The organism is Pseudonocardia spirodelae, from assembly GCF_037727765.1.
Lineage (GTDB): Bacteria > Actinomycetota > Actinomycetes > Mycobacteriales > Pseudonocardiaceae > Pseudonocardia > Pseudonocardia spirodelae.
In genome coordinates, this window is record NZ_JBBJUP010000011.1 from 65361 (window position 1) to 77991 (window position 12631).

Sequence of the window (12631 nt, forward strand, 5' to 3'; positions counted from 1 at the left end):
CGGTCCGGGCCCTCCCGCGCGCGTCGATCCGGCCGTCGGCACCGCCGTCGGCCGGGGCAACCGACACCTGTCACGGATAGCGGAGGACATGGCCAAGAAGGACGGGGCGATCGAGGTCGAGGGCCGGGTCGTCGAACCCCTGCCGAACGCGATGTTCCGGGTGGAGCTGGAGAACGGCCACCGGGTTCTCGCGCACATCAGCGGGAAGATGCGCCAGCACTACATCCGGATCCTTCCGGAGGACCGGGTGGTCGTCGAGCTGTCGCCCTACGACCTCAGCCGCGGCCGCATCGTCTACCGCTACAAGTGACGACCAGCACCACGGTCGGTCGCACGCCCCAGAAGAACGACACACAGAGGCAGACGACGTGAAGGTCAAGCCGAGCGTCAAGAAGATCTGCGACAAGTGCCAGGTGATCCGCCGTCACGGCCGGATCATCGTGATCTGCTCGAACCTGCGCCACAAGCAGCGCCAGGGCTGATCCGCACGGTGCTCGTCGCGATCCTCTGATCGCGCAGCAGAAGCCCCCGACGCACCTGCCGGGCCACACGGGCCCGGTAGCACCCCCGGCACCCAGGCCGGGGCCCGTTCGCTTCGCGGCGGAACGGGACGGACGTCGGGCAGACCTGGGAACGACAACAAGGAGAACACGCCGCATGGCACGTGTTGCCGGCGTCGACCTCCCCCGCGAGAAGCGGATGGAGATCGCGCTCACCTACATCTTCGGGGTCGGACGGACCCGGTCGAAGGAGATCCTCGAGGCGACGGCGATCAGCCCGGACCTCCGGTCGAAGGACCTGACCGACGAGGACGTCACCAAGCTCCGCGACTACATCGAGGAGCACCTCCAGGTCGAGGGTGACCTCCGCCGTGAGATCCAGGCGGACATCCGCCGCAAGATCGAGATCGGCTCGTACCAGGGCATCCGTCACCGTCGCGGCCTTCCGGTCCGCGGCCAGCGCACGAAGACCAACGCGCGCGGCCGCAAGGGCCCGAAGAAGACCGTCGCCGGTAAGAAGAAGGCAGGTAAGAAGTAATGCCGCCCCGCGCACGTCAGGGCTCCGGACCCAAGAAGGTCCGCCGTCGCGAGAAGAAGAACGTCGCGCACGGTCACGCCCACATCAAGTCCACGTTCAACAACACGATCGTGTCGATCACCGACCCGACCGGTGCCGTCATCGCCTGGGCCAGCTCCGGGCACGTCGGCCTGAAGGGCTCCCGGAAGTCGACGCCGTTCGCCGCGCAGCTCGCCGCCGAGAACGCCGCCCGCAAGGCGATGGACCACGGCATGAAGAAGTGCGACGTCTTCGTCAAGGGCCCGGGCTCGGGCCGCGAGACGGCGATCCGCTCGCTGCAGGCAGCCGGCCTCGAGGTCGGCACCATTTCCGACGTCACCCCGCAGCCGCACAACGGCTGCCGTCCGCCCAAGCGGCGCCGGGTCTAAGGGGAAGGGAGAACCACTCATGGCTCGCTACACCGGCCCCATGACCCGCAAGTCCCGCCGACTGAAGACCGACCTCGTCGGCGGCGACCAGGCGTTCGAGCGTCGTCCCTACCCGCCCGGCCAGCACGGCCGGATCCGGATCAAGGAGACCGAGTACCTCCTGCAGCTGCAGGAGAAGCAGAAGGCCCGCTTCGGCTACGGCCTGCAGGAGAAGCAGCTCCGCGCCTACTACGAGGAGGCGCACCGTCGCGAGGGCAAGACCGGCGACGAGCTGCTGCAGATCCTCGAGTCGCGCCTGGACAACGTCGTGTACCGCGCGGGCCTGGCCCGCACCCGGCGCATGGCGCGTCAGCTGGTGAACCACGGCCACTTCCTGGTCAACGGGAAGAAGGTCGACATCCCCAGCTTCCGGGTGTCGCGCTACGACATCATCGACGTGCGGGACAAGTCGCGGAACATGGACCCGTTCGTCATCGCCAAGGAGACCCAGGGCGACCGCCCGGTCCCGGCGTGGCTGCAGGTCGTCCCGTCGACCCTGCGCATCCTGGTCCACCAGCTGCCCGAGCGCGCTCAGATCGACACGCAGGTCACCGAGCAGCTCATCGTCGAGTTCTACTCGAAGTAGCTCGACACCCCGCCGCCCCGCAGGGAGGGGCGGCGGGTCACCGCGGCATCAAATAGCGGTTGTCGCGGGTGCGAAGGAGGCACACACCCATGCTGATCTCTCAGCGACCCACTCTCTCCGAGGACGTCGTCACCGAGACCCGCTCCCGGTTCGTCATCGAGCCGCTGGAGCCGGGCTTCGGCTACACCCTCGGGAACTCCCTGCGCCGGACGCTGCTGTCGTCGATCCCCGGTGCCGCCGTCACGTCCATCCGGATCGACGGCGTCCTGCACGAGTTCACCACCGTACCGGGGGTCAAGGAGGACGTCACCGACATCATCCTCAACCTCAAGGAGCTCGTCGTGAGCTCCGAGGAGGACGAGCCGGTGACGATGTACCTGCGCAAGCAGGGCCCGGGCGCGGTCACCGCGGGGGACATCGTCCCGCCGGCCGGTGTCACCGTGCACAACCCGGACCTGCACATCGCCTCGCTCAACGACAAGGGCCGGCTCGAGGTCGAGCTCGTCGTCGAGCGCGGCCGCGGGTACGTCCCGGCCATGCAGAACAAGGCCACCGGTGCCGAGATCGGCCGCATCCCGGTCGACTCGATCTACTCGCCGGTGCTGAAGGTGACCTACAAGGTCGAGGCCACGCGAGTCGAGCAGCGCACCGACTTCGACAAGCTCATCCTCGACGTCGAGTCGAAGCCGTCCATCACCCCGCGGGACGCGCTGGCCTCGGCCGGCAAGACCCTGGTCGAGCTGTTCGGCCTGGCCCGCGAGCTGAACGTGGACGCCGAGGGCATCGAGATCGGCCCCTCCCCGCAGGAGGCGGACACCATCGCGGCGTTCGCGATGCCGATCGAGGAGCTGGACCTCACCGTCCGGTCCTACAACTGCCTCAAGCGTGAGGGCATCCACACGGTCGGCGAGCTCGTCGGCCGCAGCGAGGCGGACCTGCTCGACATCCGCAACTTCGGCGCCAAGTCGATCGACGAGGTCAAGATGAAGCTCGTCGGTCTCGGCCTGGCCCTCAAGGACAGCCCGCCCGGGTTCGACCCGTCGGCGGCCGCGAGCGACTACGGCGTCGACGGTGGCAGCGGGTTCGACCCGGACACCTTCGGTGACGACGGTCAGGACTACGCAGAAACGGAGCAGTTGTAGCCATGCCCCAGCCCACCAAGGGTGCCCGCCTCGGCGGGTCTCCCGCGCACCAGCGGCTGATCCTGGCCAACCTGGCGACCTCGCTGTTCGAGCACGGCCGGATCACCACCACCGAGGCCAAGGCCCGGCGGCTCCGTCCCTACGCGGAGCGGCTGATCACCAAGGCCAAGGCCGGTGACCTGCACAACCGTCGCGAGATCATGAAGGTGATCCGCGACAAGTCGGTCGTGCACCGCCTGATCACCGAGATCGGCCCGTTCTTCGCGGACCGTAACGGTGGTTACACCCGGATCACCAAGACGATGCCGCGCAAGGGCGACAACGCCCCGATGGCGGTCATCGAGCTGGTCCAGCAGAAGACGGTGACCGACGAGGCCAACCGCGCCCGCCGCGCGGCCGCCTCGCAGGCCGCCGCCCCGGCCGCTGCCGCCGCTCCGGCCGCCGCGGACGAGGACACCACGGCCGAGTCGACCGAGGCCACCGAGGCCGAGGTCTCCGCGGCCGACGAGGCGCAGGAGGCCGCCGAGAAGGCGGTCGACGCCGCCGTCGAGGCCGAGGAGGCCGCCCCGGGTTCCGAGGCCGCCGACAAGGCGCTCGACGCCGCGGCCGCCGCGGAGGAGGCCGCCGACGAGGCGGCCGAGGCCGCCGGCGAGAAGGACTCGACCAAGGAGTCCGGCTCCTGAGCCGTCCGCACCACACCGACGAGCCCGCCGTCCCCGACGGCGGGCTCGTCGGCGTTTCCGGGGGCCCCGCGGCGCTGCGGCTGCGCCTGGACGTCGCCTACGACGGCACCGACTTCTCCGGGTGGGCCCGCCAGCCCACCCGGCGCACCGTGCAGGGCGTGCTCACCGAGGCGCTGTCGACCGTACTGCGCCTCCCGGTGCAGCTGACCGTGGCGGGCCGGACCGACGCCGGGGTGCACGCGTCGGGACAGGTGTGCCACGTCGACCTCCCGGAGACGCTGCGCGAGCAGACCGGGTCGCTGGTGCGGCGGCTCAACCGGTTCCTGCCGCCCGACGTCCGCGTCCGTGCCGCGGCCGAGGTGCCCGCGGACTTCGACGCGCGCTTCTCCGCGCTGCGCCGGCACTACCGCTACCGGGTCACGACCGCGCCGTTCGGGGCGGAGCCGCTGCGGGCCCGCGAGACCGTGGCGTGGCCGTACCCGCTGGACCCGGCGCCGATGAACACCGCGTCCGCGCTGCTGCTCGGCGAGCACGACTTCGCCGCCTTCTGCAAGCGCCGCGAGGGCGCCACCACCGTCCGGGCCCTGCAGCGCTTCGACTGGGCGCCCGCCCCGGGCGAGCCCGGTGTGCTGGTCGCCGCGGTCTCCGCCGACGCGTTCTGCCACTCGATGGTCCGCAGCCTGGTCGGGGCGGTGTTCGAGGTCGGCCGCGGCCGCCGTCCGGTGGACTGGCCGGCCGGGCTGCTGACCCGCGGGCTCCGGGCGTCGGAGGTGACCGTCGCACCGCCGCACGGGCTGTCGCTGGTGGGCGTCGACTACCCCGGCGACGACGAGCTGGCCGCCCGCGCCGAGCGGACCCGGCGGATCCGGGTCCCCGGCGAGGTCTGAGTCAGACCGCCCACGCCGGGTGCGGCGGACCCGCGACGCGGTGCGCACGCCGGGTGTCGACGACCAGCGCGACGACCAGCCACACCAGCGAGGCCGCCCAGCCGGCCACGGCGAGCGAGCCGAGCACGTACAGCGGCTCCACCGGACCGGCGCCGAGGCCCGCGCCCTCCAGCAGCACCTGCACCGGTGCGCGCACGGAGTCCTCGGTGTCGCCGAAGTCGGGCATCGTCGCCCCGCCCAGCAGCAGGAAGCCGGCGCAGGCGAGGAACGGCGCGGTCACGAGGCCGGACAGCTCGCGGCGGCGCAGCGTCGCCAGCGACAGCACGGTCGGCACCGCGAGCACCACCGGCCCGGCGACGGTCAGGATCAGGATGATCAGCAGCCAGCCCGGCGCGGTGAACCGCAGCACCACGAAGGCGGTCAGGGCCCCGGCCTGCACGGCCACGTTCACGCTCGTCCGCATGGCTGCGAGTCTGCGGCCCGGGCGGTCGCACCGGATCCGTACGACTACGGCCGCCGCTACTGTGCGACGCATGGATCCCGGCTGGCTGGACGTGGCGGTGGCCGAGGCGCGGGCCGGCCTCGCCGAGGGCGGCATCCCGATCGGCGCGGCCCTGCTCGGGCCGGACGGCGAGGTGTTGGGCCGCGGCCACAACCGGCGGGTGCAGGACGACGACCCGACCGTGCACGGCGAGACCGACGCCTTCCGCCGGGCCGGGCGGCTGCGCGACTACCGGGCCACGACGATGGTCACCACGCTCTCGCCGTGCTGGTACTGCTCCGGCCTGATCCGCCAGTTCGGCATCGGGTCCGTGCTGGTGGGGGAGGCCCGCACGTTCCACGGCGGGCACGACTGGCTCGCCGAGCACGGGGTGCGGGTGCGAGTGCTCGACGACGAGCGCTGCGTGCAGCTGATGACCGCGTTCGTCGCGGAGCACCCGGCGCTGTGGAACGAGGACATCGGCGTCGCCGAGTAGTGCTCACCGCGCGGTGAGCGGGACGTCCGGGTCGATGACGATCGAGGCGCCGCGCAGGGCCGCGTCGAGGACCGACCACACCCAGCGTGCGAGGTGCTCGGCCAGCTCGGGGACCGGCAGCGGGTCGGCGGACTCGAGCCAGCGCTCGGTGGCCGCGTCGACCAGGCCGACCGCGCCGGCGGCGAGCGGGCCGGCGACGGGCACCGGCAGCCCGGTCCCGGGGAACTCCGCGCCCAGCAGTGCGACCACCCGGTCGGCGATCCGGTGCCGGATGTCGGTGACGGCCGTCGTCACCCGGGCCGCGCGCAGCACGTAGCGGTAGAGGTCGGTGTGCCCGGCGAGCCAGCGCACGTGCGCCTCGACGGCAGCGACGAGCATCTCCCGCGGCGTGCCGCGCGGGCTCCACACGGGGGCGAGCGCCGCGGCGTAGCGCAGCAGGGCGGCCTCGGCGATGGCGCCCTGCAGGTCGTCCAGGCCGTCGAAGTGCCGGTAGAGCGCGGGACGCGGCACGCCGGCGCGGGCGGCGATCTGCTCGGTCGTCGCCTCCGGGCCGTGCTCGGCGATGGCGGCCATCGCGGCGTCGACGACCTCGGCGCGGCGGGCGGCCCGCTGCCCGGCCCAGCGGCGGGCGCGGCCGTCGCCGGGGGTCGCGGGTCCGCTCATCGGCCCATCATCCCGCGCGGCATTGACACGGCGCCGGGCAGCACCCATGATCCGGAACTAGGTGATACACGCTGTACGGGATACATCGTGTTCGCCAGGAGTCGACGACGACCGAGGGGACCCGACCGTGACCGAGACGGCGACCAGCAATCCGACCGGGCCGCGCCCGCGCAGGCTGACCGGCGGCGACGTCGGCATCCCGCCGCGCCACCTCGACTTCCGGCTCCCCACCGAGATGGTCCGGTGGGCCTACGCCGACAACGCCACCGCCACCCTGTTCCTCGCGATGCTCTCGGCGATCTTCCCGCCGGGCGAGGACTTCTTCGTCCGCTCGGTGGTCCACTTCCGGGACCGGGTGCGCGAGGAGGAGCTGCGCGCCCGCGTCGCCGGGTTCACCGCACAGGAGGTCATCCACAGCCGGGAGCACGACCGTCTGAACGAGGCGTTCACCGCCCGCGGCTTCCCCGTGCACGTGCCGGAGCGCGCCGTCGCGCTCGCGCTGACGGTGCTCGACCGCACCTCGCCGCGCCAGCAGCTGGCCTGCACCGCGCTGATGGAGCACTTCACCGCCGTCATGGCCGAGGACATCCTGGGCAGCGACGAGTTCGCGCGGCGGGTGCACACCGACATCCGCGAGCTGTGGCACTGGCACGCGCTGGAGGAGCTCGAGCACAAGTCGGTGACCTGGGACGTCTACGAGCTCATCGGCACCGACGGCCCCGAGCGCCGCCGCGCCGCCCCGCTGGTGGTCGCCACCGTGCTGCCCGCCGTCCTGTTCGGCTGGGCCTACCTGCTGGTGCAGCAGGGCGTCTGGCGGCGCCCCGCGGACCTGCGCGAGGGCTACCGGCTGCTGTTCGGTCCCGGGCAGTTCGTCCGCCGGGTGCTGCGCCGGATGCCGGTGTTCGGGCACCCGCGCTTCCACCCCGACCGGCACGACACCCGGGAGCTGGAGGCGCGCTGGCGCGAGACCCTCTTCGGCGACGACGGCGCGCTGGCCGGGCAGCTGCGCCGCCCGCTGCGCGAGACGCAGGACCTCAGCCCCAGGGACGCAGGACCCGCCCGGCCCACGCCGTGAGCAGCGGCTCGTCGTGGCTGACGGCGAGCACCCCGAGCCCGCGGCCGTCGACCTCGGCGGCCACGACCGACACCAGGGCCGCGGTGGTGGACGCGTCGAGCATCGCGGTCATCTCGTCGCACAGCAGGTAGTCCGGGCGGCCCGCGAGCGCGCGGGCGAGGCAGGCGCGCTGCAGCTGGCCGTCGGACACCTCGTGCGGGCGGCGCCCGCGCAGCTCGGCGGCCAGCCCGACCTGCGCGCAGACCTCGTCGACCCGCGCGGCGACCCCGGCCGCCCGGGCCGCCCGCAGCGGCTCGGCGACGATCTGCTCGCAGGTCAGGCGGGGGTCGGCCGAGGCGCGCGGCGACTGGAACACCACCCCGATCCGGCGGCGCAGCGGGGCGGGCGCGCCGAACCGGAAGCGGCGCACCTGCTCGCCGTCGACGCTGACCCGGCCCGACCAGGGCGTGTGCAGCAGCGCCAGCACCCGGGTCAGGGTCGACTTCCCGCAGCCGGACGGGCCGGCGAGACCGAGCACCGCGCCCGGCTCCACGGCCAGGTCCACGCCGTCGACGACGGGGTGCCCGGCCCGCCAGCCGGCCGTCACCCCCTCCGCGCGCAGGGTCACGCCCGGACCTCCTCGGGGACGTGGCAGGAGACCGCACGGTCGCCGTACCGGACGGGGGCGGGGTCGCCGGAGCACTCCGCGGCGACCGGGCAGCGCGGGGCGAACGCGCAGCCGCCGGGCAGCGCCGACAGCTCCGGCGGGTGCCCCGGGACCGGGGTGAACCCGGCGTCGGGCAGCGCGCCGAGCAGCCCGGCGGTGTAGGGGTGCCACGGCGTGGCGAACACGGCGTCCGCCGGGCCGGTCTCGACCAGCCGCGAGGCGTACATGACGGCGAGGTCGTCGGCGGCGTCGCGGGCGGCGCGCAGGTCGTGCGTGATGAGCAGGACGGCGTGGCCCTCCGCCGCGAGACCGGCGAGCAGCGTGGTGACGTGCTCGACCAGCGGCCGGTCCAGGCCCGCGGTCGGCTCGTCGGCCAGCAGCACCGGCGGGTCCCCGGCGAGCGCCGCGGCCAGCCCCGCCCGCTGCGCCTGCCCACCGGACAGCTCGTGCGGGTAGGCCCCCGCGAGGTGCGCGGGCAGCGCCGCGCGGTCCAGCAGCTCGGCCACGGTGCGGGCCGTCCCGAGCCGGGCGACGGTCTCGCGCAGCTGCGCGCCCAGGGTGCGGGTCGGCGTGAGGTGGGTGGCCGCGGACTGGGGGACCAGCCCGAGCAGCCGTCCGCGGACCCGCTCGCGCAGGTCGCGCTCCGGCGCGCCGAGCAGCTCCAGCGGGCCGTCCGGGGTGTCCAGCACGGCGGTGCCGCGGACCGACGCGGTGCCCGGCAGCAGCCCGGTCAGGGCCTCGGTCAACACCGACTTCCCGCAGCCGGACTCGCCGACCAGCGCGGTCAGCCGTCCGGGGCGCAGGTCGAGGTCGGCGGCGGTGACCGCGCGGACGGTCCGGGCGCGCGGGCCGCGGCCGACCCGGAACGCGACGTCGAGCCCGCGCACGGACAGGACGGTCCCGGCGCCGCTCACAGCGCCTGCTCCGACCGGCGCCGCGGCAGGCTGCGGTCGCGCCACCAGGCGGCGATCCCGGCCACGCACAGCGTCGTCGCGGCCAGCAGCACGCTCGGGAACACCACGATCCACCAGGAGCCCAGCAGCACGGCCTGGCGGCCCTCGCCGAGGATCGTGCCCAGGCTCGCCAGGTGCGGCGGCAGGCCCAGGCCGAGGAAGCTCAGCGCGGTCTCGTGCCACACCGCGTGCGGCAGGATCAGCACCGCGGACAGCACGGCCTGCGGCGCGACCGCGGGCAGCAGGTGCCGGCGCAGCACCCGCAGCCGCGACGCGCCGCCGGACACCGCGGCGTCGACGAACGGGCGCTCCCGCAGCGAGAGGACCTCCGCCCGCACGACGCGGGCCACCGTCGTCCAGTGGGTGAGGCCGATCGAGGCGATCACCGCGAGCACGCTGCCGCGGTACAGCGCGACGATCACGATGCCGAGCAGCAGGTGCGGGACGGCGTTGACGGCGTCGACGAGCCGCATCAGGACGCGGTCGTACCAGCCGCCGAGCAGCCCCGAGAGCGCCCCGAACAGGGTCCCGACGACCGTCGAGAGCACCGCGCAGGCCGCGGCGACCTGCAGCGACACGGCCAGCCCGGCGAACGAGCGCAGCAGCACGTCGCGGCCGACCGAGTCGGTGCCGAACGGGTGCCCGGCCGAGGGGGGCAGCCGGATCGCGGTGTAGTCGACGGCGCCCTCGTCGAGGCCGCCGAGCCACGGCACCAGCACCGCGGCGGCGACGAGCACGGCCAGACCGGCGGCCCCGGCGACCAGCCGGGACCGCCCCGACCGGCGGCGGCCGCGGGGCGAGCCGGGGCGCGGACGCCCGGCCGGGCGCCACGGCCCGGGGCCGGCCGCGGTGCGGGGTGTGACGGCGAGCTCAGACATCGGCGTCCACCCTCGGGTCGAGCAGCAGCACGGTCAGGTCGGCGACCAGGGAGCCCGCCAGCACCGCGACGGCCGACAGCAGGGTGAGCGCGGCGAGCAGCGGGAAGTCGACGGCGAGCGCCGCGGTCACCACCGCGGCGGCGATCCCCGGCCAGGAGAACACCGTCTCCACCAGCACCGCCCCGGTGACCAGCTCGGGCAGCCGGTTCCCGAGCACCGTGACGAACGGCAGCAGCGCCGTGGGCAGGGCGTGGCGCAGGACGACCACGCTCTCCGGCAGCCCGCGGGCCCGGGCCCCGGCGACGTGGTCGTCGTCGAGCGCGGACAGCAGCGACGCCCGCACGTGCAGCACCAGCCACGGCGTCTGGGAGATCCCCAGCACGAGCGCGGGCAGCACGAGGTGGCGGCCCACCTGGCCCGCGGTCGGGGCGGCACCGGCGTCGGTGAGCCCGGCGACGGGTAGCACCGGCCAGGCGACGGCGAACACCGCGATCGCGCCCAGCGCCAGCACGAACGGCGGCAGCCCCTCCAGTGTGTGCCCCACGGCGGTGACCGCGCGGTCGAACCAGCCGCCCTGCCGCCACGCGGCGAGGGTCCCGGCGGCCAGGGCCGTCACCAGCGACACGAGCAGGGCCACGGTGACCAGCAGCAGCGTCCACGGCAGGCGCTCCGCGACCACCTGGGCGACCGGCTGGCGCATCGACAGGCTCTGCCCGAGATCGCCGGTCAGCAGGCCGCCCAGCCAGCGGCCCAGCTGCGTCCACACCCCGCCGTCGAGGCCGAGCGCGCGCTCGGCGGCGGCGACGTCGGCGTCGCTCGCGGAGAAGATGCCGACCCCGAAGTACTGGTACACCGGCCGGAACGGCGACGCCGCGGCCAGCGCGAACACCCCGACGGCGACCAGGAACACCGTCGGGACGCCCAGTGCGACCCGCCACCCGACGAGCCGGGCGACGGCACGGCCGCGCCGCCGCGGTGCCGCCGGTGCCGCCGCGGGTCCCGTCGCGGTCACGAGCGCGGCGTCCAGTCCTCGAGGTTCCACCACGGACCCCAGGTGGTGCCGTGGGTGTGCGGCTCGACGACCGGGGTGTAGCCGTCCCAGGCGTCGCGGGTGACGTAGCTGTGGCCGAGGAACGCCAGGAACACCATGCCGGGGTCGGCGACGTAGGCCCGCTGGAACGCACGCAGCTGCGCCGTGCGGGTGGCCTCGTCCGGGGCGCGCAGGGCGCCGTCGAGCGCCGCGTCGACGGCGGCGTCGCGGTAGGAGCCCGGGTTGTTGAAGCCGTCCGCGGCGTTCGACGAGTGCAGCAGCTGCCACGCCTTGAAGCCGGGGTCGAACGGGTCGCCCCCGCCGAGCACGAGCGCGTCGCTGCCCATCCGCGGCTCGATGGCCTCCCAGCCCAGGCCCTCCAGCCGCACGTCGACACCGGCGGCGCGCACGTCGGAGGCGAAGGCCTGCGCGAGGTCGCGGCGCACGGTGTCGGTGGCCGGGTACATGAGCGTGAACCGGGCGGGCCGCCCGTCGCGGACGCGGACGCCGTCCGGTCCGGGGATCCAGCCCGCCCGCTCCAGGATCCGGCCGGCCTCCGCCGGGTCGTGGGGGAACACCGCGGACGGTTCGACCTGCTCGGGCAGCACGCCGGGGATCGGGTGGTGCGCGGGCTCGCCCTGCCCGGCGAGCAGGGCGTCGATCATGCCCTGGCGGTTCACCGAGCGGTTGAGCGCGGCGCGGATCGCCGGGTCGGCGGTCACCGGGTTCGCGAACGGCAGCGCGACGGTGCGGTAGTCGGCGCTGGCGTGCTCGCGCAGGGTCATCCCGCTCTGCTGCGCGACGGCGCGGGCCAGCGCCGGGGGCAGGACGGTGCCGTCGAACTCGCCGGCGGCGGTGCGCTGGGCGCGGGTGTTGTCGTCGGTGGCGAACACGACCGTCACCCGGGACACGGCGGGCGCCCCGCCCCAGTACGACGGGTTGGCCTCCATCACCATCGTGTCCCCGCGACGCCACTCGGCGAGCCGGTACGGCCCGGTCCCGACGGCGGCGGTGTTCACCGGCAGGTCCGACACCGGCCCGTCGCCCGCCAGCACCTCCGACGGCAGGATCCCCGAGGTCAGGCGCTCGGGGAACGCGCCGTAGGGATAGGAGAGCCGGAACCGGACGGCGTCGGCGCCCGCGGGCTCGACCGCGGTCAGCATCGGCACGCCGGAGCGGATCGTGGCCGCCCGGTCCGGGTCGAGGACCGCGGCGTAGGTGGCGACGACGTCCTCGGGGCCGAACGTGCTGCCGTCGTGGAAGGTGACGCCCGGGCGCAGCGGGACCGTCCACGACAGACGGTCCGGCGACGCCGTCGCCGGGCCGGACGCGAGCGCGGGCTGCAGGGCGCGCGCGGCGTCGCGGGCGTAGAGGCCGTCGTAGAACTTGCTCGCGCCCTCCGTGCCGTAGCCGAGCAGCGGGTTGAGGTCGTCGGGCTCGTAGCCGTCGGCGAGCGTCATCGTCGTGCCCGGGGAGCCGCCCCCGGCGGGGGTCGGTGCCGAGCACCCGGTGACGACGACGGCGGCGGCCAGCAACGGGACGACGATGTTCCGGAGGGCGGTCACGCAACGGCACATTATGGGCATTAGCGCAGCGATGGCAACGGACCGGACCGTCCGGGCAGGTG

Annotated in this window: 17 protein-coding genes; 10 read left to right on the forward strand and 7 right to left on the reverse strand. The window is 74.5% G+C overall.

The annotated features are described in order from the left end of the window. The first annotated feature begins 88 nt into the window (after window positions 1-88). From infA to truA, 8 genes are all read left to right on the forward strand, one after another. Window positions 89-310, forward strand: a complete 222-nt coding sequence (gene infA, locus WJX68_RS14925; RefSeq protein WP_010228514.1) for a translation initiation factor IF-1 — start codon at window positions 89-91, stop codon at window positions 308-310. 58 nt (window positions 311-368) lie between these two features. Next, window positions 369-482, forward strand: coding sequence for a 50S ribosomal protein L36 (gene rpmJ, locus WJX68_RS14930; RefSeq protein WP_020622917.1), 114 nt, complete (start codon window positions 369-371; stop codon window positions 480-482). A 175-nt stretch (window positions 483-657) separates the two neighbouring features. After that, entirely contained in the window at window positions 658-1038 is a 381-nt protein-coding gene (gene rpsM / locus WJX68_RS14935; protein WP_340291167.1) for a 30S ribosomal protein S13, read from the forward strand. Next, window positions 1038-1445: a 30S ribosomal protein S11 gene (gene rpsK, locus WJX68_RS14940; protein WP_340291169.1), complete on the forward strand. Its 408-nt coding sequence runs from the start codon at window positions 1038-1040 to the stop codon at window positions 1443-1445. Before rpsM ends, rpsK begins: the two co-directional genes overlap by 1 nt. A gap of 19 nt (window positions 1446-1464) precedes the next feature. After that, window positions 1465-2070, forward strand: a complete 606-nt coding sequence (gene rpsD / locus WJX68_RS14945; RefSeq protein ID WP_340291171.1) for a 30S ribosomal protein S4 — start codon at window positions 1465-1467, stop codon at window positions 2068-2070. A gap of 89 nt (window positions 2071-2159) precedes the next feature. After that, on the forward strand, window positions 2160-3212 hold the full coding sequence (locus WJX68_RS14950; RefSeq protein ID WP_340291173.1) for a DNA-directed RNA polymerase subunit alpha: 1053 nt from the start codon (window positions 2160-2162) through the stop codon (window positions 3210-3212). 2 nt (window positions 3213-3214) lie between these two features. Next, window positions 3215-3895 carry a 50S ribosomal protein L17 gene (gene rplQ, locus WJX68_RS14955; RefSeq protein WP_340291175.1) on the forward strand — a complete coding sequence of 227 codons (681 nt, stop codon included), beginning with the start codon at window positions 3215-3217 and terminating at the stop codon, window positions 3893-3895. 74 nt (window positions 3896-3969) lie between these two features. Beyond that, window positions 3970-4782 carry a tRNA pseudouridine(38-40) synthase TruA gene (truA, locus tag WJX68_RS14960; protein ID WP_340291365.1) on the forward strand — a complete coding sequence of 271 codons (813 nt, stop codon included), beginning with the start codon at window positions 3970-3972 and terminating at the stop codon, window positions 4780-4782. Between the two features lies 1 nt (window position 4783). Here truA and WJX68_RS14965 read toward each other — a convergent pair whose 3' ends face one another. Further along, window positions 4784-5245: a hypothetical protein gene (locus tag WJX68_RS14965; protein WP_340291177.1), complete on the reverse strand. Its 462-nt coding sequence runs from the start codon at window positions 5243-5245 to the stop codon at window positions 4784-4786. A gap of 70 nt (window positions 5246-5315) precedes the next feature. On the opposite strand from WJX68_RS14965, the gene WJX68_RS14970 reads away from it, so the two are divergent. Then, entirely contained in the window at window positions 5316-5759 is a 444-nt protein-coding gene (locus tag WJX68_RS14970; RefSeq protein ID WP_340291178.1) for a nucleoside deaminase, read from the forward strand. 3 nt (window positions 5760-5762) lie between these two features. Here the strand turns inward: WJX68_RS14970 and WJX68_RS14975 are convergent, their stop codons facing one another. Continuing rightward, window positions 5763-6422 carry a TetR/AcrR family transcriptional regulator gene (locus WJX68_RS14975; protein WP_340291180.1) on the reverse strand — a complete coding sequence of 220 codons (660 nt, stop codon included), beginning with the start codon at window positions 6420-6422 and terminating at the stop codon, window positions 5763-5765. A 127-nt stretch (window positions 6423-6549) separates the two neighbouring features. Between WJX68_RS14975 and WJX68_RS14980 the strand changes: the two genes are divergently transcribed. After that, complete coding sequence (locus WJX68_RS14980) at window positions 6550-7497, forward strand: metal-dependent hydrolase (protein ID WP_340291182.1); 948 nt, start codon at window positions 6550-6552, stop codon at window positions 7495-7497. Here WJX68_RS14980 and WJX68_RS14985 read toward each other — a convergent pair. Genes WJX68_RS14985 through WJX68_RS15005 form a run of 5 tightly spaced genes read right to left on the reverse strand, consistent with a single transcriptional unit; the run spans window position 7457 to window position 12569 of the window. Next, a complete protein-coding gene (locus WJX68_RS14985; protein ID WP_340291184.1) occupies window positions 7457-8104 on the reverse strand; it encodes an ABC transporter ATP-binding protein in 648 nt (215 codons plus the stop codon). The two genes, WJX68_RS14980 and WJX68_RS14985, sit on opposite strands and share 41 nt — an antisense overlap. After that, window positions 8101-9057 carry an oligopeptide/dipeptide ABC transporter ATP-binding protein gene (locus WJX68_RS14990; protein ID WP_340291186.1) on the reverse strand — a complete coding sequence of 319 codons (957 nt, stop codon included), beginning with the start codon at window positions 9055-9057 and terminating at the stop codon, window positions 8101-8103. Before WJX68_RS14990 ends, WJX68_RS14985 begins: the two co-directional genes overlap by 4 nt. Next, a complete protein-coding gene (locus tag WJX68_RS14995; RefSeq protein ID WP_340291188.1) occupies window positions 9054-9974 on the reverse strand; it encodes an ABC transporter permease in 921 nt (306 codons plus the stop codon). The genes WJX68_RS14990 and WJX68_RS14995 overlap by 4 nt, the downstream gene beginning before the upstream one ends. After that, the gene (locus WJX68_RS15000) at window positions 9967-10986 is read right to left on the reverse strand and encodes an ABC transporter permease (protein WP_340291190.1); all 1020 of its coding nucleotides are present in this window, start codon (window positions 10984-10986) and stop codon (window positions 9967-9969) included. The genes WJX68_RS14995 and WJX68_RS15000 overlap by 8 nt, the downstream gene beginning before the upstream one ends. Next, window positions 10983-12569, reverse strand: coding sequence for an ABC transporter substrate-binding protein (locus WJX68_RS15005; RefSeq protein ID WP_340291192.1), 1587 nt, complete (start codon window positions 12567-12569; stop codon window positions 10983-10985). Before WJX68_RS15005 ends, WJX68_RS15000 begins: the two co-directional genes overlap by 4 nt. Window positions 12570-12631: the final 62 nt, after the last annotated feature.